This window comes from Treponema vincentii, from assembly GCF_018336815.1.
Classification (GTDB): Bacteria; Spirochaetota; Spirochaetia; order Treponematales; family Treponemataceae; genus Treponema.
Genome location: NZ_CP050497.1, coordinates 1,919,147 through 1,942,196 on the forward strand (window position 1 = coordinate 1,919,147; position 23,050 = coordinate 1,942,196).

Consider the following 23,050-nt stretch of genomic DNA (forward strand, 5'->3'; position numbering starts at 1 on the left):
GGAAGGGCGTATACGTTTAATGGGGCGGATAACGACAAGCTGCGGATAGGGCGGTGGTTTTAGGCGGCCCCGCCCTCCGAACAAAAAAAAGGGGGGGGCTGCTCTTATGTGATTAAAAAAAATAACTATTTATAGTTCCCGTAAATATTCAAAAAATAATGGAGGCAATGTAAAATCAAGCGTACCTCCATCAAAATTTATCCGTACTGTGGTATCTGCGTTTTGTTTACGAAGCCTATTTACTTCTTTCAGTGGTATTTTAGCAGTCAGAGTTGTCCTATGTAATCCTTTGTTTGTTATCTCAAAATTCGGCAAACAATCAAAACCCATAATCGAACTATCTGCTAGTTTTATTTGTATATCCTTTCCTAGGCTTGGGGTCTTATACTCATTGCTTGTTATAGCCGCAGATATAAAAAAGTTAATTTCACCTGATTGTTCTATGTTTTTTAGTATTATAAACATGGGAAACATGTTATTTTCTACTTTTAATGATAGAAAAGCAATATTGTTTGAAATTTTAGAAGTAAAATTATCTTTACTGCCGGACATAAGCAAAACCCATGCATCCTTTTCTATGTGTTTTTTTTCAGAAACCATACTTTTATTTTCATTCGCAAAAGGGTCTTGTTTCTTAAAACTTACATAAATATTGATGTCTTTCGTTACCGTAATAGAAACTGTGCGCTTAGTAGTATCCGAAATTGGGATTGACCAAGAATCTACTTCATAATTTTCATTAGGGACTGCGGTAAATACAACAGTTTTACCATTTTCAACGGTGATCGGCGATGTTGTATAAATCTTATCCATTCCATTTATTTTTGCAGTAATACTTCCGCCATCTCCAGAAACAGAAAAATTGACATTATATTGTTCTGTCTTTGTATCTTGTGAGAGATTTTGTTGCATATTATTATTTGGCGTGTTACACGCGGTAAACAGCGTCGCCAACACCAGCAATAACAAAACAGCAATCTTTTTCATAGTAAACTCCTTTCAGTGCAATTAGTATACTATAAGCGGCGTGAAAAATGCAAGGCGGGATGAGCAGCGGTTTTCGTTGAAAGGTAGAAGAGGGCAATCCCTGCGGGCGAAGAGTTTGGGAATTATAGACAAATATCAGTGTAGATAGCCGATTCTGCGTTTAATATCCACGGCTCTTGATGAATATAATCCATTTGTAATGTTTTTTTCCATCTCTTCTTTTTTTTGTTTTTCTTCCTGTGTCATATCCGTATCGAGCTTACCTTTTAATGTTCCAATAAAAAGTTCATATTCACGTATTGTGTTTACTACTGTTAGTCGTTGTATCTTTTCTATTTCCAAACAACATTCGTTAACAACATAGGTCATATATTTGAATGCGTCCATAAAAGAAAAATGTCCATCGCCGTCAATATCAATTGCCATTTTAATTGCAACAAAGAAAGCAAAAAGCATTATATTCGCTTCCCAACTATTACCATAACTACCGATAGGAATACTTATGCTTTTTGTCAGGTTTGTACCCCCCATAATAACTATATTGGGTGTAAAAAAACGCCCCTTTAGTTTTGTATTCGGATAATTAAAGATACCGGCATAACACGACCCTAACAAGATAAAAACTTCTTTTGCAGAACAAACAGATTTTATCGTGTTTATGAATATGTGAGGTTTTATAGGGACTTTTGCGGCAAGACCATCAATATTTCCATGTCCAAATACATTTAAAACTATGAAATCCTTTTTTATACAAGATAAAATAGTCTTAAAATCTTCAGGATTAAAGATTTTAATCTTTTTTTTGTTAGATGGTTTAATTATTTTCTCTATATTAGAATGGTCGCCGTCAATGATAAGCGTAATATTTTCAAAAGGAACATTCTTTAATAGGAGTATGTTTACACCAAAATTTATATCATGTAAATGCTTATCGTCAGGTTCCGTTTCGCTTGTAAGCATAAAAATCCATTGTGTATTTGTCTTATCAATTCTGTAATACATTTTCAACCATTTGCGTTAATTCCATTTTAAACATTTCACTATCGCTATCTTTGTATATCGGAATATCAGAAAATTTTATAATATATTTATATGTAATGTTTGCACAATCTGGACAAACACTAATAACAGCTCCGCTTTCAGAAAGTAATAAATTTTGTCCGTTCGATAAGATATATTTTGCAGAAGGGGTATCAGAGCACTCTATCGCATATAAGTTATAATTTCCGTAATTTATTAGATCGCGAGTAACCCCTGATAATTGTGTCAATGTCGATGACAGGATTTTTATCGTTTTTAAGTCCTGATACATTATTTACTCCTCACCAAAAGTATAAGCGAAAGCGGGTGGGTTTGCAAGTTCACGCAAAAATAATATCACATAGAAAGAGCGTAACGCAAAAGAGTATTTAAAGAATCTCCACCTTGTCGCCGAAAATGGCCATAAGCAGAAATCTTATCAGTTGAGGAGGTATCTTTTTATGAAAAGCATAGGACAGCCGTGGTGTATCTTTCCGCGAAATAAAGCCAATGGGATTCTCTATTACCAATTAAAAGATAAAGAAACCGGTAAATATATGAGTGCAAAAAGTACCGGCACGAGGGATAGAAATGAAGCGACACGTTTTGCCAGTCGGTGCTGGGCAGAATATGACCGTACCGGTACAGTACGGTATAATGTCGGCAATAACATTACAGCAACGGATGAAGGAGCTCATGTTATCGACGCGGACATAAAGGCGTATACTCAAACTGCCATTGATACGATTGTGCAAGGCGTACAGGGTGCTGTTTGTCATAACAACTCCGTACAGCCGTACTCTGTATCAGCCGCAGAATACGAAGATGCTCCGGAAGAGATTAAGCCGATTTTAGACCAGCTATCAACGCTCACCTTTTATGACTACATTCTTCTTTACTGGAATTATAAGGAAAGTCCTTTCATTAAGGGCAAGATACGGACCGGCGCAACTCCGCCAAATCCTGAGCGGTTTTACCATCATACAACCTGCATCAAAAAATATGAGCAGTATTTTCCTTCTTGCTTGCTTACCGAAATAACCGGTACGAAAATTGATACAATGCTCGGCGCAATCAAAGGAGCAGGTAAGCTGAAAGAAAATACCATGCACAAATACTACTCCATCTGTATTCAAGCCCTTCGTTTTGCGTATCGTAATAACCTCATTGCGCGGGATATTTCACAGCAGATAACGAGAGAATCAAAAGCTACGCGAAAAAAAGCGAAGAAAGAGGCGGAAAAAGCTACTTTTACAAAAGAGGAAATCCGGCAACTTTTCAATAGCGAGCATAATCCGTTCGGCTCTCAAATAAATTGGCTTATCAATGAAGTACTGTTTAAAACCGGTTGCCGCATTGGAGAAATACAAGCCCTTCAGATGCAAGATTTTATCAAAAATTCAGACGGATATGCGCTCAAGGTTGACAAGAACTATTGCAGAACCGGCAAGCGGCTTAAATGTACGAAAACAGAACGCAGCGACATCGTTCCTCTTTCCGCCGACCTTGCAGAAAAATTGCTCGCACACCTTGAAAGCAACCCATATCAAGATGATCCGGAGGCGTTCATATTTAGCTCCCCTCGAGATGCGCATAAACCGTTCTGCTATGAAAGTTTTAACGATGATTTTAATAGAACAATGAGACGATTAGGAATGAAGCGCACGAATTTGACGCTCCACAGCTATAGGCATACGTTTGCTACCTTTTTACGCATGGCCGGCTTTTCAGAAGAAGAGCTTAAGTTTTTAACTCGGCACGACTGCATAGCAGAGGTGCGGCACTATGCCGATCACTATACGCCTGAAATGGAACAACTCAAATACAAGGCAGTCGGCGCACTCGATAAAATTATAGAGTAAAGCTGGTACGAAATAGCTATCTTAAAGACATTTTTTTTCACGCTTTTTGAATGGCACTTTATACGCCTGACAGGAAAGCTGTATACAAATAACTTGCAAAAACACGCTAAAAAGTCTGGAAAATCAACAAAAACAAACAAAATAATAAAAATATGCTTGACAAGAATGCGTTCATAGCTTAATATAAAAATAGTTAGAGCTACACAGTTTTTTTGACAGATAAAGTGTAAGATAACTAATTAAAAATATGTACTAAAAACGCCTCAAAACGAGCGTTTCACCCTATCTTTTAGCGTTTTTTTCCTGATACAGAGTTATTGTTTACCTACACGTTTGCAATGCAAACGTGCTACTGCATAGAACCACCGCCGTCCGTGGCGGTTCTGATACGTCGAGGACTGTTTGCAGTAGCGGCATGGATGCCGCTTGTATTAACCAGTAGTGAGTTTCGTCTGTATGCGAAACTCACAGTCAAAACTATACAAGGATGTATAGTTTTGGCGATGCGACAACGCAGATATGCTGCATATTTGCAAAAGGGGCTTGACACGCGCATAACCAGCGGCATAATTTCACAGCTCACAGCTCACAGCTCACAGCTCACAGCTCACAGCTCACAGCTCACAGCTCACAGCTCACAGCTCACAGCTCACAGCTCACAGCGTGAATTCTATTTAGATAATCTTTTATCTTTTCCCTATAAACATCATCATTTTTTCTCAGTTTACACACAAAAACAAAACGTAGATATAAAACCCTCTGCGTTCTCTGCGTGCTTCGCGGTTGCATTAAAAAATAAACCGCAGAGGCCTCAAAGGACGCAAAGAAAGGTAAGGGAGCTATCTGATAAGTTCTTTCTGTTCAGAACCTTTGCGCTCTTTGTGAGATTCGCGGTTGCATTAAAAAATAAACCGCAGAGGCCGCTAAGGACGCAGAGGAGTGGAGCAGGAGTATCTGATAAGTTCTTTCTGTTCAGAACCTTTGCGTTCTTTGCGTGCTTGGCGGTTATATTTTTGCCAATTTCAATATGCGTTTTCTATTGCCAAGCTTTCACAATACATCTCGTACGTAGCCATTATCAATTACCAATTCCACATTATTATAAAGGAGTTTTATTATGAAACGAAGAGTCGCTTCACTACTGGGTGCGCTTGTATTATTGACAAGTGCAGTAATGATGGCAGGTTGTCCGCAGAGCGCCAAACCTGATATACGAAAGTACAAGATAACGCTTAATCAAGGTGAACACGGTACGGTGACCGTTGATCCTGTGCTGCCGAAAGACGGTATGGTTGCGCAATACGCAAAACTTACGTTTACTGCAACACCGGATGAAGGATATGAACTGGCCGGCTGGACTGGGGCAACACCTGACAACGCTGATATACATAAGGCAACGCTGACCGTAGCGGCAGATGCAACCATAACCGCTACGTTTAAAAAGAAACCGGAGATAAAAAAGTATAAGATAACGCTTAATCAAGGTGAACACGGTACGGTGACCGTTGATCCTGTGCTGCCCAAAGACGGTATGGTTGCGCAATACGCAAAACTTACTTTCACTGCAACACCGGATAAAGGATATGAACTGGCCGGCTGGACTGGGGCAACACCTGACAACGCTGATATACATAAGGCAACGCTGACCGTAGCGGCAGATGCAACCATAACCGCTACGTTTAAAAAGAAACCGGAGATAAAAAAGTATAAGATAACGCTTAATCAAGGTGAACACGGTACGGTGACCGTTGATCCTGTGCTGCCCAAAGACGGTATGGTTGCGCAATACGCAAAACTTACTTTCACTGCAACACCGGATAAAGGATATGAACTGGCCGGCTGGACTGGGGCAACACCTGACAACGCTGATATACATAAGGCAACGCTGACCGTAGCGGCAGATGCAACCATAACCGCTACGTTTAAAAAGAAACCGGAGATAAAAAAGTATAAGATAACGCTTAATCAAGGTGAACACGGTACGGTAAACGTTGATCCTCCGCTGCCTGCCGACGGCATCATTGCAAAGGACACCGTACTTACCTTTACCGCAATACCGGATACCGGATACGAAGTAGCTGCATGGACGGGTGCGACACAAGACAGCGCTGATAAAAATAAGGCAAGATTGACGGTAACTGCACATACCACCGTCAGCGTTACGTTTAAAGAAAAGACCGCAGATGTTTCGCTACTGCAAATCGATTCAACCGGTAGGCTCACTGGTGTAACGGATAGAAATGCACTGGTCGGAAGCCTTGCAATACCGAATACTGTTACTAAAATCGGAGTCGCGGCATTCGCTCATTGCACAAACCTTACCGGTATTACCATACCCGATAGCGTTACTGAAATCGGTAACAATGCCTTCTCGAACTGCTCTGCGCTAAGTGCTGTTACTATCGGTAATAACGTTACTAAAATCGGACACGCGGCATTCGAGCATTGCACAAACCTTACCGGTATTACCATACCCGATAGCGTTACTGAAATCGGTAACAGTGCCTTCTCGGACTGCTCTGCGCTGAGTGCTGTTACCATCGGTACAGGCGTTACTAAAATCGGACGATGGGCATTCAAGTATTGCACAAACCTTACCGGTATCGCCATACCGGATAGCGTTACTGAAATCGGTGACAGTGCCTTCTCGGACTGCTCTGCGCTGAGTGCTGTTACCATCGGTACTGGTGTTACTAAAATCGGACAATTGGTATTCATTCATTGCACAAACCTTACCGGTATTACCATACCGAATAGCGTTACTGAAATCGGTAACCTTGCCTTCTCGAACTGCTCTGCGCTAAGTGCTGTTACTATCGGTACAGGCGTTACTAAAATCGGACAATTGGCATTCGCTCATTGCACAAACCTTACCGGTATTACCATACCCGATAGCGTTACTGAAATCGGTAACAGTGCCTTCTCGGACTGCTCTGCGCTGAGTACTGTTACTATCGGTAATAACGTTACTAAAATCGGACACGCGGCATTCGATCATTGCACAAACCTTACCGGTATTACCATACCGAATAGCGTTACTGAAATCGGTAACATTGCTTTCTTGGACTGCTCTGCGCTGAGTGCTGTTACTATTGGTAATAACGTTACTAAAATCGGAGACGGGGCATTCGCTCATTGCACAAACCTTACCGGTATTACCATACCCGATAGCGTTACTGAAATCGGTGACGGTGCCTTCTCGAACTGCTCTGCGCTGAGTGCTGTTACTATCGGTGCTGGTGTTACTAAAATCGGAGGCGAGGCATTCGCTCGTTGCACAAACCTTACCGGTATTACCATACCCGATAGCGTTACTGAAATCGAACTCGCGGCATTCATAGGTTGCGAAACACTTACCAGAGCGGTTTTTAAGGCTCCATCAGGATGGAAAGTTCTGAGTAAAGATGGCAACACTACCGAGAACATCAACCAAGCTGACTTGGAAGATACTTCAAAAGCTGCAACGTATTTGAGAGATACTTACTGGGAATACACTTGGCAGAAACAATAATACATAAGGGGCAGCTATTGTAGATAGCTTACGGTAATTGCCTGTTAGACAAGAGTTTTCCCGCCGCACCTTTTACGAGCGTATTGTTGAAAGGTGCGGCATTTCAAAAGGAATACAACAATGAGAATTGAACCACAACTAAAACAGGAGACAAAAAATGAATGATTCCATAAAAATTTTTTTAAAGAGTGAAGCCTATCCTATCGGCGATGTATTAGGGATTATTGCAATATGGAAAGATGATACAGCCATACATGGAGAAGTATTTTTTTGCAAAGAAGATTCGCAAAAAGATATTTTTATATGCAAAGAATACATCAAAGATCCTACCGGTCAAAATATTTTGGAAGCGGACTTAATTCAGAAAATGCGACAGCATCATGACCGGTATAATCTACGCCCGCTACGTTCTGTCACACAGGGATACCCAAATAATCCTTATGCTAGCAACAGATTTCTATGGGAAGATCAATCCGCTCAAGGTATAGCTTCTTTTTATAGTGCATATAAGGTATTTTTTGACGAGATTATGAATAGGACTAAGAATCAAACATTAAAAGATGCTATAAAGTCTATCAAAGAAGTGAACGCTCATATTTCTATTGACTACGACGTGATTATACATTCTTCCACACCTTGATAGAAGCTGTTTTTGCGATGCATAATTTTCCCGCCACATCTTTTACGAGCGTATTGTTGAAAGGTGCGGCATGTTTTTCTGATCAACATCCCCCGAGGCAGAACATCAGGGGATACGGTTTTTATATAACGGGCGCCTAAAAATTTCTTATCTTTAGGCGTCCGTATCCGTTTTTTAAATTAAAAACGTTAATTCCAGAAATCCAGTTTTTCCTGCATACCGATGTCGGCTGCATGGAATACAGGGTCTTTTCCTTCCTTCCGTTGCTTTTCGTAATCTTTCAAAGCCTTCATTGCGGTCTTACCTAAAAGGAAGATTGCCGGTAAGTTAATCAAGGCCATAATACCCATCAACAAATCGCCGATATCCCATGCCAAGGCTTGTTTATGAGCTGCACCGAAAAGCACGACAAGGGACGCAAAAATTCTATACACCAGCATAAAGGTTTTGCTGGGAACCTTGCCGTAAATATAGGAAAGGTTATCATCAACATAGTATAAGTTTCCGAGCAGGGTTGTAAAAGCAAACAATATCAAAGAGAACGTGATAAAGTGGTTTCCGAAATTCCCCATCAGCGAGGACAGGGCGGCCTGCACATACGGCGCACCGCTTAAGGACTCCGACGGCTCGATACCGGCGCTAAAACACATAAAGGCGGTTGCGCTACAGATAATAAGTGTGTCGAGGAATACCGAAAGCATCTGTACCAGTCCCTGTTTAACAGGATGGCTGACAAGCGCCGTCGCTGCAGCATTCGGCGCCGAACCGATACCGGCTTCGTTGGAATAAAGTCCACGCTTAATACCGTACATCATACAAGAACCGGCAACACCGCCGAAGATCGCTTTAAAATCAAATGCATCGGCAAAGATTCGCGAGAAAATCGCGGGCATTGCTGAAATATGCATAATAACCATCACGAGAGAAACAACAACGTAAATTGCACCCATAATCGGTACTAAGACAGAAGTTACTTTCAAGATACGCTTTCCGCCGCCAAGTAAGCAATAGCCGGTCATAACTGCCAATACGGCGCCGATAATCCACGGCGTTACTTTCGGGTCATAAAAACTATAGACGGTAAAGCTGGTTTGTAAATTGAACGCCGCAAGCATATTAAAGCCGATTGCATACGTAAGAATAAGACTGACGGCAAAAATGATACCGAGCGCTCTGCTCTTTAAGGCCGTTTCGATATAATACGCAGGGCCTCCGTAGCAGCCGCCGTTTTCATCACGGCGCTTGTAAATTTGTGCTAGTGTCGATTCGATAAAGGCAGAAGAACCGCCGATAATCGCAACAATCCACATCCAAAAAACCGCGCCGTAACCGCCTAAGCAAATAGCGCTTGCAACACCGACGATATTGCCGGTACCGACTCTTGATGCGGTTGTTACCATCAATGTCTGGAACGACGATACATCACCTTCCCTCATCGGTTTTTCGGCGGTAACCCTAAACGCCTCACCGAGTAACCGCACCTGCAAGAATCCCGAACGGACGGTAAAATAAATCCCTACCCCCAGCAGCAAAATGATCAAGATGGGGTAATAGAGTAAACTGTTAATTGGCGCAATAATGGCGCCTAACATTTCCAACATACTTTTTTCCTCCTAATAACGATTTATCGTATGTTTTATCGGTATGCCTTTAATAAATATTTAAGTTTAATTCCCGCGCAATAAATTCAAGAATCCGCGTCCCTACATAAGAATTCCCGTGTGAATCCAACCCGGGACAATAGACACCAATGCCATAGCCCGCCCGTGATGCGGTAACAATACCCCCGCCTACCCCGCTTTTTTGCCGGTAAACCTATTCTGATTGCAAATTCTCCGGAATAATCGTAGGTGCCGCAGGTCGCCATAATCGTTCGTAATATCCGCGCATGAGCCTCGCTCAAATGCTGCTTATTTTCTCCGTCTTTACCATCCCTCGACAGCACAAATCCCAATTGCGCCAAATCCCGCACATCGACTAAAATCGAACAGCTTTTAAAATACACGTTTAACAAGTCTTCTACATTAACGTCTGCAGGGATGATTTTGCCATTCAACAGCATGTAGGTCAGCGCCCTATTTGCAAAAGCGGAAGAGCTTTCCGAATTGAAAATGCTCCTGCTATAATCGATTTTATCATTTCCGACAATTTCGCGTGTCCGGTTAAGAATCATCTCGAATGTATTATTGCCGTATTTTTCATATAACAGCGACGTTGCGACAATAGCGCCGGCATTGATAAACGGATTAACCGGAATATTCTTATTACTCAGCTCCAGCGCAATGATACTGTTAAACGGTTTGGCGGAGGGTTTTACGCCGATAAACTTTTGAATATAATCAAAGTCATAGTGTTCAAGCACGCAGAGATAAATGATAATTTTAACAATACTTTGAATACTGAACTTGTGTCGCGAAGAACCCGTCTCATATAAGGAGCCATCCGTGTCAATGAGCGCAGCGCCGACCTTAGTTTTATCTTCTTTCGCGAGTTCGGGGATATAGTCCGCAACCACCCCATTATCAACATACTGCACCCCATATTCATACGCGCGTTGTAAAATATCTCGTATCTCCACCATAACACTCCTTACATCGTTATACGCAGTCTATCTTTTGCCCCATAGTTATCCTAAAATCGCTGCGGGGGTATTCGTTATGATGATTATTGTACAATGGAATAATCTATAATGCAACAATAAATTTTTATTTATTCGTGTAAAAGATTTAATGCATGATGTTTTGCCTCTATGCTCCGCATCGGGAGTATTAGTTTAATTCGATATATTTTTTAGAAGATGCCCAGCCCCCCCTTTACCGATTATTCATTTCTATACTAATATAGAGCTTATAAAATAGAGATCATACAAACAAAAGAGGAGAAATACGATGGGATTGATAACAGCGGCAGTCAGCGCAGTAGGCGGCGGTTTAGCGGATCAGTGGCTTGAAGTTGTCGAAGCGGATGATATGGGTGAGGGCATTGTACTCGCAAAGGGTGTACCGGTACGCACGGATAAGCGCAACAGGAATACCAAAGGCTCAAGCGATGTCATTTCCAACGGGTCGATTATTCACGTTAATCAAAATCAGTTTATGATGCTGGTAGACGGCGGAAAAATTATCGACTACACGGCGGAGCCGGGATATTTTAAGGTTGATAACAGTTCCGCGCCCTCCCTTTTCAGCGGTAGTTTTGGCGATGCCTTAAAAGAAACATTCGGCCGCTTTAAATTCGGCGGAACAACACCGATGAAGCAGGAAGTATTCTATATCAATTTACAGGAAATCAAAGGCATTAAGTTTGGTACGCCTAATCCGCTCCAGTATTTTGATAATTTTTATAATGCGGAGCTTTTTTTGCGGGCATTCGGAAACTACTCTATCAAAATAACCGATCCTATCAAATTCTTTAAAGAAGCCTGCCCCCGAAATGCAACGCACGTACATATCGATGAAATCAACGAGCAGTATTTAACCGAATTTTTAGAGGCATTGCAGGCAGCAATCAGCCAGATGTCGATGGAAGGTGAGCGGATTTCGTTTATTCCGTCAAAGGGAACGATCCTCAGTAAGCACATGTCGCAAATTCTCGATGATTCGTGGAAAGACCTGCGCGGTATGGAGGTACTGGCGGTCGGTATCGCAAGCATCACGTATGACGACAGCTCCAAAGAACTCATCAATATGAGAAACAAAGGCGCAATGCTCGGCGATCCTTCTATCCGTGAAGGGTATGTGCAGGGGGCTATTGCGCGGGGTATGGAAGCAGCAGGTTCCAATCAGGCAGGCGCCGGTATGGCATTCATGGGCATGGGAATGGGCATGAACGCAGGCGGAAACTTTATGGGACAGGCAAGCCAAACCAATATGCAGCAGATGCAAATGCAGCAAGCAACTCAACATACTGCACAGCAAACCGCCGCGGCGGGACAAGCCGCTCAAGGAAAAGCGGCAGGCGAATGGTTCTGCACCGAATGCGGACATAAGAATACCGGTAAGTTCTGCGCGGAATGCGGCACGCCGAAACCGGCAGGAAATAATTGCCCCTCATGCGGCGCAGAAGTCAAACCGGGCACAAAATTCTGCTCCGAGTGCGGCGCTAAACTGTAGCACGACCGCAAATCTTAGAATTAAGCGGATTTAAGGCAACTGCAGTGAAAATATTCCAAGCAGTTGGCTTCTTTGTTCCGCGAAATTTTGAAAAAATTTCGCTTTATGTTTCAGAAGAAGGGTAAACACATTAGATGGATAAATCAAATTCCGCAGAATAAGAGACGACTGTGTATAACCAATACTTTTGAAAATAGTGGCACCGGATACAAGGCACGAGCAAAAATAAAGCGGAGGCGTACTTGTTGTACGTCGAGCAGTTATTTTTGTGCAGTAACGCTGTAGACGGTGTGCATATTTTCAAAAGTCTGATGTGGTTACCTTGTAAGAGGAATGAGATGAGTATAATAAACTACAAATGCCCTGCGTGCGGGGCGCCGATTGAGTTTAACCCGCGATTGGGCAAATTTAAATGCGGATACTGTTTTACCGAGCATACGGAAGAAGAACTGACTGCCTATCTCGAAAAACTGCAAGCTAAAACCGCCGGAGCGGACAGCAATGCAGCAGAATCCGGCACGATAAACAGCGGAAATGCTGATAGGGTTGCAGCTTTCGGAACCGGCATCACTGAAAAAGGCGGACAGACCGTTAAGGCATACCAATGCGCCAACTGCGGCGCAGAAGTTGTTGCGGGAGATACCTCGACGGCCGTGTTTTGCTACTACTGCCACAGCCCGGTGGTTATAACCGACCGGCTCAAGGGCGATTTTAAACCCGACCGCATTATCCCGTTTAAGGTCGATAAAAAGATCGCCATACAGAAATTCTTGCAATGGGCGGGCAAAAAGAAATTTACCCCGAAAGGCTTTACGAGTGAAATGCAGCAGGAAAAAATTACCGGCGTCTACCTCCCCTACTGGCAGGCGGATATCGATGCAAAGGTGGACTACCATGCGGTCGGTGTGAACGTTACCCGCTGGTCAAGCGGAGACCGTGACTATGTAAAAACCGATAAATACAAAATCGACCGCACCGGTGATATCGCCGTAAACAACCTGCAAAAGCTTGCGTTTTCAAAAATCGACGAATCGTTACTCAATACCATTACTCCCTATGATGAAGCGGAGATGAAGCCTTTTTCCGCAGGGTATTTAGCGGGCTTTTTTGCCGAACAATACACCGAAGATAAAGAAGCAATAAAACCTGCATTAATGACACAAGCAAAACAAACCGCAGCGGCACTTATCAAAGAGTCAACGACTTGTACTCATTTTGAATCGGAAAAAGATTCAACCGCGTATTCCGTCCGCGATCAACGGTATGTGTTACTCCCCTCGTGGATTCTTACCTACATCTATCACGGTAAGCCGTATGTATTTGCCGTAAACGGTCAAACCGGTAAAACCTGCGGGGAGCTGCCGCTGGATAAGGCAAAGGTAGCGCTGACATCGGGGCTTCTCGGCGTCGTATTCGGCGTGCTCATGTTCTTGGGAGGGATGTTTATATGGTAACGATGATGACACCGGTATGTTCAAAAAAACATACCTATAAAAAACGGTTTATGACGATTTTGTTCTGCTGCTTGCTCCCCTTTATGCTCTGTGCAGACCCGAGTGATGCAGACGAATGGGATGAGAAAGCAACTGACTGGAATGCAGACGAACTTTTCGCCGCGATTCAACAATATAGCGGAAAAGCAGTCGTCGATATGGCAGGCATCCTGACGCTCAGCGAACAACAGGAAATAGCGGCACGCTTTACGGAATTTTCCGAAAACGAAAAAACGGATGCGTCAGTGGTACTGGTTCCCGACACCGGTGATTTGACGGCGGAAGCTTATGCAGATGATTTCTTTGATTACGGCGGCTACGGCTACGGAGAAGACCGCGATGGAATCTTGCTTTTAATCGTAACAGGATACGGCGACGGCAGCGGAAGAAAAGCGCATATTTCAACCTCAGGTAAGCGTACTATCAATACCGTTACCGATTCCCGTATTGATGATCTGCTCGATGCGCTCATCGACGGAGGAGCGGCGGATGGAAATTATGCCGCCGGTATCAATGCATATATCGATAAGCTGAACACCATAATCCAATCACCGGAACAAGCAGCTGCTGCAAAACTGAAAAGCAGTCTCTTATTTGCCCTCGGAACCGGTGTTTTCGTGTTTTTAATCAGTTTCTTGGTTTTATTAAAACGCTATAAAATCGCCGGCGCAAAACCGTACTACAATCGGACGGAGCAAACAAAAGTACATTTTGATTCCGTAAACGATCCGCTCATCAGTACCAATACGATAAGCACGGTACGGCCTAAAAACAATTCAAGCGGCAGCTCCGGAAGCTCCACACATACGTCGTCAAGCGGACGCTCTCACGGCGGCGGCGGAAGATCGTTTTAAGTTTTAAGCGGGTGCCTTTCGGGCATCTTAAAAAACTCAAGGTTTTTTGAGGTTCATGAATATCATTCAATTAACATCCCCCGACACAGCGCATCGGGGGATTAGATCGTCTGTTCAAACAGTGCTATTCCAAAACAAGATTGACTTTAACGACTTTTTTACCGCCTTCTTCCACAGCAAAATCGGGGTTTGCCTGCCCTTCAAGTATTGTCTGTCCTTCTGAGCCGGGAATTTTTGTACCGTTGACTTCCCAATGCTTTACCTGTTGCCCGGGTAATAATTTTGCCTTCAGTATTGCATACAGATAGGCAGGGCCTTCATAGCCCGAAGTGATTGGTGCACCGGTAACGGTTCTACACTCGATTGATGCAGCAGGGGTAAATTGCGCAGTCAGTACTTGCGGATGTTTAACGGTAAAACCGATGCGGACAACCTTGTTGCCGCCCTCTTGGACTGCATCGTTTATATCAAGCGAATAGCTGTTATCGGGTTTATACGTATACTCTTTTGTGTTAAAAAATATCTTATCTATGTCTATGCCGCCCGGTACCTGCGGATAAACACGCAATTGGGTACCTGCATCGATCGTTTGTCCGGTCGTTATGCCATGCATACCGGAAAGAGGAGCCACTACCTTCACAAGCGTAGGATCGAATTTAATAACAACAGAACCGGCTGACAGTTTGGTTGTATAGGTTACCGTAATAACCTTATCCAAACCGTCGGGAACCGCATCGGCGATGTTTACCGTATAGAGATAATGTTCTTTGACCTCTTTAGTACCGTTGATAAGCCACTTGTCGAAAACCTGACCGGTAGGAAGACTTTTAACCCCGAACCAAAGTGAGACGCCCTCGTAAACAGTAGCCCCGTTATTGAGTGTACCGCTGCCGTTTTTATACACTTCGACCTTGCTCTCGTCAAACTTTACAACAACCGCGGCAGCGGGCTTAGTGGTATACGTTACCGTAATAACTTTATTCGAACCGTCGCTAACTGCATCGGCAACGTTAACCGTGTAGTCATCGTAGTCGAGTTCTTTTGTGTTTACCTTCCACTTATCAACTTGCTGTCCCGCAGGGATATTCTTATCTCGAAAGCGTAACAACGTACCTTCAGAGACTTCGGAATTCGGTGGCAATAATTCATACCGATCGTTTTTTTCGTATCTGACAGTGAGGTTCTCAACATTATACTTGATGAAGATTTTTCCACCTCCGCCTGACGTAATCTGCCATTGTGCCGTATATGTCGTATCGGCCGCAGAAAATGTTGTAGGTGAAGGCAACGCGGGATTCCATCCTTTAAGCTCGGCATCCGCCTTGACGGGTTCCGGAGCAGTAAATGCTGTTCCGAATTTACCTGTTAGGGGTATATCGGCTGTATTACCGCTTACGTTTCCGCCGTTAAGCTTAAAGGTTACGTTTACCGTTTTGCGCTCGTAATAGAGTTTTACAACAGTACTGCCATCAGCGTTTATTGTCCCGCTTGTCTGTACGGAATCGTTTATTTTCGTAAGCGACGAATTGTAGTTAAAACCTTCGAAAGTTTTAGGAGTGTATACAGCAGTTGCTCCTGCAGTGTCGTGTAAACTTTCAGTATCCGATGGCACTACAGAATAGCCTCCTTCCGATTTTTCTTTATAGTGTTGTACTATATAAGAAGCTTGACCTACCGGAAGCGATTCAAAAGAGACTTTGACCTCTACAGCCTTTGTGACGGTGTGCGTATAAGAACTTGACGTATTACCTGTAACAGCAGAGCCACCTACCCTCCATTCCTTTACTTTATAGTTTTTATCAGGCGTTGCCGTAAAGCTTACTTTTTTATCTTTCTCCACCTTCGTACCGGTTCCGATCGCTACATCGTTTACCTTTGCAGTAAGCGTACCGTGTTCGCCGTCTACACTAAAATTTACCGTAAATTTATCCACGGTCGGCACTTCATTGGGCACCACACTGTCTGTCGAACGCGGGCATGCCGTAAACATGAACAACGAGGCAATAGCCAGTACTGTCATTGTTGCCCATCCTCTAAGTATATTCGTTTTATTTAGATTCATTTTCATCATAAAATCTCCCTTAATTAGTATGCTGCAACCGCAAAAAACGGTTTTCATAATTCTCTTACCCTGATATGACCGACTGCCGACCCCAGCGATATAAAGCGGTATTGCACAAGTGTTTGTAATATCCTACTCTACAGCCTTTCGCAGCAACGCATGGCATTTTCCGGGACGCAAAAAAGCTGTTTATGTACACCATGAGAAAAAGGAATATGCGTATCTTGATTCGTATCCGATAGACTTAAAACTGCGGAAAGGTGATGATGCTGTTTGTAAGGAGAAGATAAAAAACTATCTAAATAAGATTCGCTGTGAGCTGTGAGCTGTGAGCTGTGAGCTGTGAGCTGTGAGCTGTGAGAATTGTATTACCGACTATGAGCGTGTCAAGCCCTGTATACCGATTTTGCTCCGATATGGTGTCCGCTTTGGAAATAAGATTTTTATACTGTGATAATCCAATTCTGCGACTCAACATATGTATTATTATAGAGTCCAAAATCCGAAAACGCAAGAGAAAAGTTAAGTGGCTATTAGGGAAATGCTGATTATTTTGCATTCGAATTAATCAGCGTTTCCTTAGACAAGAGACAAAAGCCAATCTTTTAAATTTTTTGCGGATGAACATTCAAGTACCGGCACATCTGTTATTTGCGGATTATATTCCAAGCGAGTGGGTACCGATGGGTATATTCCCGTTGCCGTTCTCACCGCTTCAGAATGAAATGCAGGATGCGTTATTTCCGGGATAATCGTGATGCATGAATGCGCAGTGTGTTCATCGGATACCCAACGGGGCAGCGAACCGGTATTCATACAAAAGTTTTCGACAGGATTATGCCCATCCGCTATCGCTTGACCGTTTTTTATCGAACCCCACGCCTGCCATACTTCTGCGACGTCGGAACTGATAATATACCCTGTCCGATCTTTACAGTCGCGCATTGCCTCTAACACAGAATCCTGATCAAATCGAAATAAGGCGACTTCCGGGGTACGTCTTTCAGGAGAACTCTGCGTATAAAGCATCCTAAAGCGTCGACATTCTCCTTCATAGTCTCTTTCAGGAATACGGCAAGAAGCATTGACTGTTGTAATAAAACCGTTTATAGGCGCTCCCATTTTTTTTGCAAGTACGGCAGCATTGAGGGTGTTCGGCTGGTTTAACGAAGTACCGATAATCAGCTGAGGTTGCTCAATACTGTTATCATAACCGGTTCGTGAAAGTACCGCCAATGCAGCATACATACAGCAACACACCTGCGATAATAGATAGCCGATATGTGCTGCATGAGGAATAAACAACTCCATCGAACCGATAATATCAGCATCTACTGCCGTTTCTTGAACCATCGTTTTACAGTCTGCCAGAGAGCCGTTGACGCAAAAGGTGTGAATATTTTTGGGAAGCAACAGAATTTGCTGTTTTGTCATAGTCTGAAAAGTATCTTTCGAATCTTGAGGATATAAAAAAGTTGCATGAATATCTTCAAACTCGGAAAATGCTTTTGCAAGCGAAAGCGTTTCAAGCTCTGTTCCCGCAAAAAGAATATGCACCGGCTGCCCGCTGCACTGATAGAAATAATCAACCAGCTGCGCAGTAAACCGAGCGCCGAAATCGGTATAAGACCCGCCATCTCCATGGGTAAGTTCAATGATATAAGTACGGGGATCGATCGGAAACACCGGAACCCTGAAAGGAAACGCGCGTGCAATAAGGGTGTATAAATCGGATTCGGGAATAACATCCCGAAAAAATGCTCGAAACACTTCAAATGCAACATCACGAAAAGACGGCGGAGGATTTTTATATATCAGCGAATCGGGTAAAATCGGTATCTGACGAGGAATATAATTTCCCCCTTCCGCACTGTTTATCTTAAGTACCGTTTCTAAAGGAAGATATATGGAAGGCTCTCTCACATTATAAAAAGATATGGACGGTTGCATATTTCTTTATAGCATAGATATACCGTGATTTCAATCATATACCGTATGTTTTAAAAGCAATCGCACTGGAAATATTTAAAGCGATTGCTTTTCTTCCGCGCAAAATTTTGTCAAAAATTTTGTGCAGTTTTTTTCAGGTGATAGATAAATGCATCCGACAGGTAAACATATATTGCAGAATAAACAGGCTGTGAGACCATTTGAACCGCGAAGAGGTTCAACTCTGGTTGAACAGCCTATTTATTCTGCGGGACATGCACCAAATGTCTGATGCGTTTACCCCGTTCCTCCGCTCGATAGACTTTTTTTCTCTTTTTCGCTATTTTTAATGTATGGGGATGTTCAAACTTTACATCGATTATTTTAAAAGTAAACTCAAAAATCTGCGGAAGCCTAAAGAAGAAATTCCGATTGATTATGAAGAGATTGTCGAAGAACAATGGCAGGCCGATTTTTCCAAGCCTGAAAACTGCCGGTTTGCTGCGGAAACGGGTGACGGATATACGGCTACCTTTACGCCACCTGAGCCTGACGGAAACAATACGGGAGGACTGAGGCTTGAAGCGCAGCGAAAGCATCTCTATGCGTGGACGGTGAATCCGGTCTTCCGCTATAAGGATGTGATTATCGAAGCGGATATCCGTTTGCCGGAACCTGCAAAAAAGCCGGACGGACAGGACACACCAACCGATAAGGCGGGAGGATTCGCTGCCGGAATCCTGTTCCGTTATATCAGCCAAAGTACCTTTTACGCACTGATGATCTCCGATGCGGGATGGGTACGGCTCGATGCGGTCGTCAACAGCACCCCGATGCCCCTCCTAGGCTGGGTAAAAATCCCCGGTTCCGCTCATTCCGATATCGATCATCATGATTCAGATCATCATAGTTCAGATCACCCTGATTCAGACTATTCAAATCATAAAGGAGAAGCGGATACAAAACGTGCGTACTCAATCAAACTGATCGCGAATAATACGACCATCACCATTTTGATAAACGGCCATTGGGTTGCCTGCTGTGAGGATGATACCATTCAGGCAGCGGGAAAAATTGCCTTTGCAATTCAAAACTGGGAAACTTACCCGCAGGTTACCGCGCAGCTTTCCCGCTTTTCATTAAACTCCATCCCGATGACGGTAGAAACGGCATACACGGACGCAAACGAATTTTCTGCTGTGCCGCCGGATGCCCGCATCAGCCTTGCAAAAACGCTCTATGCGATGGGGCGGTATGTCCCTGCCCTGCTCCAGCTCCGGGCTGCAGCGCGGTTAAAGGAGCCGGAAGAAGCGGATCGGATACTGGCAGGCCGCATTTATTTTGCGCAGCGGATGCTTGACGAAGCCGAGCGGGAATTTCAATCGGTCTTGGAAGCGAATCCCTCCAACGAGGAAGCTTTTGCGGAGCTCGGCGGCATTTACTATCGGGCTGAACGGTATGAAGATTTACAGCGTTTACTGCAAAAAGTTCCAAAGCCGATGATGGCGCAATCCTCATTCCTCTCAAACCTTGAAGGACATTTATACCATGCGCTGGGAAAGCACCAAGAAGCGGCCGAAGCATACCGGCGAGCTTTCACAATCAGTCCCGATCAGGGGCTTTTTGCCTTCCATCAGGCGAATGAACTCTACGATTGCGGGAAAAAGCCGGAAGCGGTAGATGCATATATGCAGGCTGCGCGCGCGTTTTTACAGCAGGAGGCCTACGATGACCTTGCGGAAGTTATTACGATATTGGAACGTATAGCGCCGAATGATCCCCGAACGCTTTCGATTGCCGGAAAATATGCTTACGCAGTGGGCAGATACGATGATGCCTTGCTCAAATTCAAAACGGCGTGCAAAAAAGGTTCAAAAGATTCTGCCGACTGGTACCTGTACGGACTGCTGCTCAAAACAGATGAACCGAAAGAGGCGGTCAAAGCATTTAAAAAAGCGTGTGACCTTGAACCCGAATACGGATTATATCAGTTCCGGTTAGCGGAAGCGCTTTTTTTAAGTAACGGAAAATATCAACCGGTATTGGAACAAGCGCTTGCCGCCGATCCGCAAAACGGTTGGGTGCATAATTTACGCGCATTAGCAGCATTGAGCGAAAACGATATTGAACAAGCGGAAGCGGCAGTCGCGGAAGCGCGCAGGCTGCTGCCCGATGAAGTATCCCTATTGGTAAATTACCTCGAAGTACAACGCAGGAAGGGGCAGCTTGCAAAGTGCCTCCCCCTCTTCGATATTGAAAACGGAACCGCCGACCTCGCGGTAGAACGGAATCGGGCAGCTGCGTTCCACGCCTTAGCGAATGCATTTGCCGACGACGATGCTCGCGAAGAAGCGCAGCAGTGGTATTATAAGGCATTAAAACTCGATCCGAAAAATCCTGAGCTTCTCACCGATAAGGCCGAAAACGACTATGCGCTCTTCCTCCTCAACGAGGCCGATGACGGTTTGGTTAAGGCGCTCGATATCCAGCCGTCCGTCCGGATATATCAACTGATTGCATCCATATCCGTTCAAAAAGGCGACTATGCCCGTGCGGAGGTAACGTTACGGGCAGGGCTTGAATCCTTTGCTGAAAGTCCCGACCTACACTATGATCTTGCCTGTGTGTACCGCAACACAAAACGGTTCGAGCAGGCGCAAGCGCAGATTGTACAGCTTAAACGGTACGAAACGTCGGAACGTGTCGATGCGCTTGAACAAGCCCTCTTGCAGGATACCGGTACAACCGCTCAGCCTACCGCAGAGCCAAAAGCCGAACAAAAGCCCAAGAAGACAGCTTTGGCAAAAAAAACAAGCAGAGCTTCCAAATCTGCGGCGGATGTAGAGGAACCCGTTATCAGCGCCAAGACAAAAAAAGGGGCAAGCGCCAAGTCTGCTGCAGGCAAAGAAGGAGCGGACGCAACAGAACCCGCTACCGGTACCAAGGCAAAAAAAGCTGCATCTGCTAAGTCTGCTGCGGACACAAAGGCTCCTGCAAGAACCAAGTCCGCTGTAAGCAAAAAAAGAACGGCAGCGACTGAGTCTACCGCAGAAGAAAAGGCCGATACAAAAACCGAAAAAGCGGCGATAAAAAAGCCTCGAACAAAAAAAACAACTGGATAACGGAACGAACTGTATCATAATGAATCTCAAAGTAAGTACGCCGTCTTTTTGCGGAACGATGACGGCGCCTTCTTCCAAAAGCCATACGCTCCGCGCCCTCATCTGCGCTTCTTTAGCGAACGGTACTTCGTTTATTACCGCGCCCCTTATCAGCGGAGACATGGAAAGCGCCGTACAGGTACTGCGGCAGCTCGGCGTTACCATTACGGAAGTATCGAATAATCCGCTCGTGCTCAAAGTTACGCCGCCAGTCGGCGGTCTCCTCGCCTCCGCAGAGCGCGGTGCCGCGGAACGCATTCTCGACCTCGGCAACTCGGGTTCTCTCCTCTACTTTTTAGGTATGATCCTTGCCGCAGCCGATGCACCGGTGTGTCTCACCGGAGATGAATCCCTTAGGAGCCGCCCCGTGGAACCGCTCCTTTCAGTATACCGGCAAGCAGGCATCCCGTACTCGACGGCAAGTATTAAGAACGGTACAGGCAGCATGGAAGTCCCGCCGCTCCGTTTTTGCGGCCCGCTGCCAGCCGGATCATATCAACTCGACGGTCCCTTTTCCCAGCCCGTAACGGGACTCCTCCTTGCAGCGCCGCTTTTAAACGGGATGAGCCGCATTACCTTTAACAATGCCGGGGAACGTCCGTATCTAAGGATGACCTGCGCTTGGCTCCGCATTGCCGGTATCGAGGTAGTGAACTGTGACGACTACCATTTTGAAATCAAAGGCGGACAGCGCTATCGTGCCTTTACGCAAACGATACCGGGCGATTGGTCGTCCGCCCTCTTTCCCCTGACCGCAGCCGTCATCTGCAATGCGGCGCTTACGCTGACTAACCTCGACCCCGCAGACACGCAGGGAGATTCGCAGGCGCTTTCGATCCTTAAAGCGATGGGAGCGGACATCCGCTGCGACACGGAGCGCCGCACAGTTTCGGTATTTCCCATATCCGGCGAATTAAAAGGCGGACGCTTCGACTGTGCGGATATCCCCGATGCGGTTCCCATCCTCGCCTGTGCCGCCGTGTTTTGTACGGGAGAAACACTACTGCTCAACGCCGGTGTGTGCCGTTTTAAAGAATGCGACCGGCTTGCTGCCTCGGCGGAAGAACTCGCAAAATTCGGAGCGGATATCACCCAAGGCAACGATTTTCTCCGCATCGGTGGCAGCGGCGGGAACAGCAGCGCTGCAAACGGCAGCGGCGGACAGAAACTCCATCCCGCACGGGTACGAAGCCGCGACGACCACCGCATCGCGATGATGCTCGCCGTCGCAGCATGCGGAATTGCCGCACGTTATCATACTGGGCAACAATCGGATACAACGAGGGAAAATACCGAAAAATTTTCCGAAATCTCTTGTATAGAAGATTTTGATTGTGTAAAAATATCCTACCCTCGGTTTATCGAGGATATGAATGCAGCAGGCGCCGCTTTTAAAGAGGTAAGGTAAACAGCCGCAAA

Annotated in this window: 15 protein-coding genes and 1 pseudogene; 8 read left to right on the forward strand and 8 right to left on the reverse strand. The window is 44.7% G+C overall.

The features are described 5' to 3' along the window. Positions 1 to 129: 129 nt before the first annotated feature. The 3 genes from GWP40_RS08730 to GWP40_RS08740 all read right to left on the reverse strand — a co-directional run bounded on the left by GWP40_RS08730 (position 130) and on the right by GWP40_RS08740 (position 2,299). On the reverse strand, positions 130 to 987 hold the full coding sequence (locus GWP40_RS08730; RefSeq protein WP_212565030.1) for an InlB B-repeat-containing protein: 858 nt from the start codon (positions 985 to 987) through the stop codon (positions 130 to 132). A gap of 135 nt (positions 988 to 1,122) precedes the next feature. Continuing rightward, complete coding sequence (locus GWP40_RS08735) at positions 1,123 to 1,947, reverse strand: hypothetical protein (protein WP_212565031.1); 825 nt, start codon at positions 1,945 to 1,947, stop codon at positions 1,123 to 1,125. Between the two features lie 25 nt (positions 1,948 to 1,972). Beyond that, a complete protein-coding gene (locus tag GWP40_RS08740; RefSeq protein ID WP_212565032.1) occupies positions 1,973 to 2,299 on the reverse strand; it encodes a hypothetical protein in 327 nt (108 codons plus the stop codon). 169 nt (positions 2,300 to 2,468) lie between these two features. On the opposite strand from GWP40_RS08740, the gene GWP40_RS08745 reads away from it, so the two are divergent. The 3 genes from GWP40_RS08745 (at position 2,469) to GWP40_RS08755 (ending at position 8,020) form a co-directional block, all read left to right on the forward strand. After that, entirely contained in the window at positions 2,469 to 3,869 is a 1,401-nt protein-coding gene (locus tag GWP40_RS08745) for a tyrosine-type recombinase/integrase (protein ID WP_230974354.1), read from the forward strand. Between the two features lie 1,117 nt (positions 3,870 to 4,986). Then, on the forward strand, positions 4,987 to 7,380 hold the full coding sequence (locus GWP40_RS08750; protein WP_212565033.1) for a leucine-rich repeat protein: 2,394 nt from the start codon (positions 4,987 to 4,989) through the stop codon (positions 7,378 to 7,380). A 157-nt stretch (positions 7,381 to 7,537) separates the two neighbouring features. Beyond that, positions 7,538 to 8,020, forward strand: coding sequence for a hypothetical protein (locus GWP40_RS08755; RefSeq protein WP_212565034.1), 483 nt, complete (start codon positions 7,538 to 7,540; stop codon positions 8,018 to 8,020). A 188-nt stretch (positions 8,021 to 8,208) separates the two neighbouring features. Here the strand turns inward: GWP40_RS08755 and GWP40_RS08760 are convergent, their stop codons facing one another. The 3 genes and pseudogenes from GWP40_RS08760 to GWP40_RS08765 all read right to left on the reverse strand — a co-directional run. Next, positions 8,209 to 9,621 (reverse strand): alanine/glycine:cation symporter family protein, encoded by a 1,413-nt coding sequence (locus tag GWP40_RS08760; RefSeq protein WP_212565035.1) that lies wholly within the window; start codon positions 9,619 to 9,621, stop codon positions 8,209 to 8,211. A 49-nt stretch (positions 9,622 to 9,670) separates the two neighbouring features. Further along, positions 9,671 to 9,802: a glutaminase gene (locus tag GWP40_RS12860; RefSeq protein ID WP_330997245.1), complete on the reverse strand. Its 132-nt coding sequence runs from the start codon at positions 9,800 to 9,802 to the stop codon at positions 9,671 to 9,673. 79 nt (positions 9,803 to 9,881) lie between these two features. Next, positions 9,882 to 10,601 (reverse strand): annotated as a pseudogene (locus GWP40_RS08765) (glutaminase); the annotation flags it as partial. Positions 10,602 to 10,908: 307 nt separating this feature from the next. Between GWP40_RS08765 and GWP40_RS08770 the strand changes: the two are divergent. The 3 genes from GWP40_RS08770 to GWP40_RS08780 all read left to right on the forward strand — a co-directional run bounded on the left by GWP40_RS08770 (position 10,909) and on the right by GWP40_RS08780 (position 14,479). Next, positions 10,909 to 12,132, forward strand: coding sequence for an SPFH domain-containing protein (locus GWP40_RS08770; protein ID WP_212565036.1), 1,224 nt, complete (start codon positions 10,909 to 10,911; stop codon positions 12,130 to 12,132). Between the two features lie 338 nt (positions 12,133 to 12,470). Next, positions 12,471 to 13,586, forward strand: coding sequence for a TFIIB-type zinc ribbon-containing protein (locus GWP40_RS08775; RefSeq protein WP_212565037.1), 1,116 nt, complete (start codon positions 12,471 to 12,473; stop codon positions 13,584 to 13,586). Then, complete coding sequence (locus GWP40_RS08780; protein WP_230974355.1) at positions 13,580 to 14,479, forward strand: TPM domain-containing protein; 900 nt, start codon at positions 13,580 to 13,582, stop codon at positions 14,477 to 14,479. Before GWP40_RS08775 ends, GWP40_RS08780 begins: the two co-directional genes overlap by 7 nt. Before the next feature lie 124 nt (positions 14,480 to 14,603). Here GWP40_RS08780 and GWP40_RS08785 read toward each other — a convergent pair whose 3' ends face one another. Together GWP40_RS08785 and GWP40_RS08790 are read right to left on the reverse strand one after the other, a co-directional pair. Continuing rightward, positions 14,604 to 16,499, reverse strand: a complete 1,896-nt coding sequence (locus GWP40_RS08785; RefSeq protein WP_212565038.1) for an InlB B-repeat-containing protein — start codon at positions 16,497 to 16,499, stop codon at positions 14,604 to 14,606. A gap of 621 nt (positions 16,500 to 17,120) precedes the next feature. Beyond that, a complete protein-coding gene (locus tag GWP40_RS08790; RefSeq protein WP_212565039.1) occupies positions 17,121 to 18,491 on the reverse strand; it encodes a PALP domain-containing protein in 1,371 nt (456 codons plus the stop codon). A gap of 338 nt (positions 18,492 to 18,829) precedes the next feature. On the opposite strand from GWP40_RS08790, the gene GWP40_RS08795 reads away from it, so the two are divergent. Next, positions 18,830 to 21,592 carry a tetratricopeptide repeat protein gene (locus GWP40_RS08795; protein ID WP_230974356.1) on the forward strand — a complete coding sequence of 921 codons (2,763 nt, stop codon included), beginning with the start codon at positions 18,830 to 18,832 and terminating at the stop codon, positions 21,590 to 21,592. A gap of 19 nt (positions 21,593 to 21,611) precedes the next feature. Beyond that, positions 21,612 to 23,039 (forward strand): 3-phosphoshikimate 1-carboxyvinyltransferase, encoded by a 1,428-nt coding sequence (gene aroA, locus GWP40_RS08800; protein WP_212565041.1) that lies wholly within the window; start codon positions 21,612 to 21,614, stop codon positions 23,037 to 23,039. Positions 23,040 to 23,050 lie beyond the last annotated feature (11 nt).

Bases quoted from the DNA above. Each gene is read 5' to 3' on its own strand.
- GWP40_RS08730 (WP_212565030.1), bottom strand. From the start codon at position 987: ATGAAAAAGATTGCTGTTTTGTTATTGCTGGTGTTGGCGACGCTGTTT.
- GWP40_RS08735 (WP_212565031.1), bottom strand. From the start codon at position 1,947: ATGCTTACAAGCGAAACGGAACCTGACGATAAGCATTTACATGATATA.
- GWP40_RS08740 (WP_212565032.1), bottom strand. From the start codon at position 2,299: ATGTATCAGGACTTAAAAACGATAAAAATCCTGTCATCGACATTGACA.
- GWP40_RS08745 (WP_230974354.1), top strand. From the start codon at position 2,469: ATGAAAAGCATAGGACAGCCGTGGTGTATCTTTCCGCGAAATAAAGCC.
- GWP40_RS08750 (WP_212565033.1), top strand. From the start codon at position 4,987: ATGAAACGAAGAGTCGCTTCACTACTGGGTGCGCTTGTATTATTGACA.
- GWP40_RS08755 (WP_212565034.1), top strand. From the start codon at position 7,538: ATGAATGATTCCATAAAAATTTTTTTAAAGAGTGAAGCCTATCCTATC.
- GWP40_RS08760 (WP_212565035.1), bottom strand. From the start codon at position 9,621: ATGTTGGAAATGTTAGGCGCCATTATTGCGCCAATTAACAGTTTACTC.
- GWP40_RS08770 (WP_212565036.1), top strand. From the start codon at position 10,909: ATGGGATTGATAACAGCGGCAGTCAGCGCAGTAGGCGGCGGTTTAGCG.
- GWP40_RS08775 (WP_212565037.1), top strand. From the start codon at position 12,471: ATGAGTATAATAAACTACAAATGCCCTGCGTGCGGGGCGCCGATTGAG.
- GWP40_RS08780 (WP_230974355.1), top strand. From the start codon at position 13,580: ATGGTAACGATGATGACACCGGTATGTTCAAAAAAACATACCTATAAA.
- GWP40_RS08785 (WP_212565038.1), bottom strand. From the start codon at position 16,499: ATGACAGTACTGGCTATTGCCTCGTTGTTCATGTTTACGGCATGCCCG.
- GWP40_RS08790 (WP_212565039.1), bottom strand. From the start codon at position 18,491: ATGCAACCGTCCATATCTTTTTATAATGTGAGAGAGCCTTCCATATAT.
- GWP40_RS08795 (WP_230974356.1), top strand. From the start codon at position 18,830: ATGTTCAAACTTTACATCGATTATTTTAAAAGTAAACTCAAAAATCTG.
- aroA (WP_212565041.1), top strand. From the start codon at position 21,612: ATGAATCTCAAAGTAAGTACGCCGTCTTTTTGCGGAACGATGACGGCG.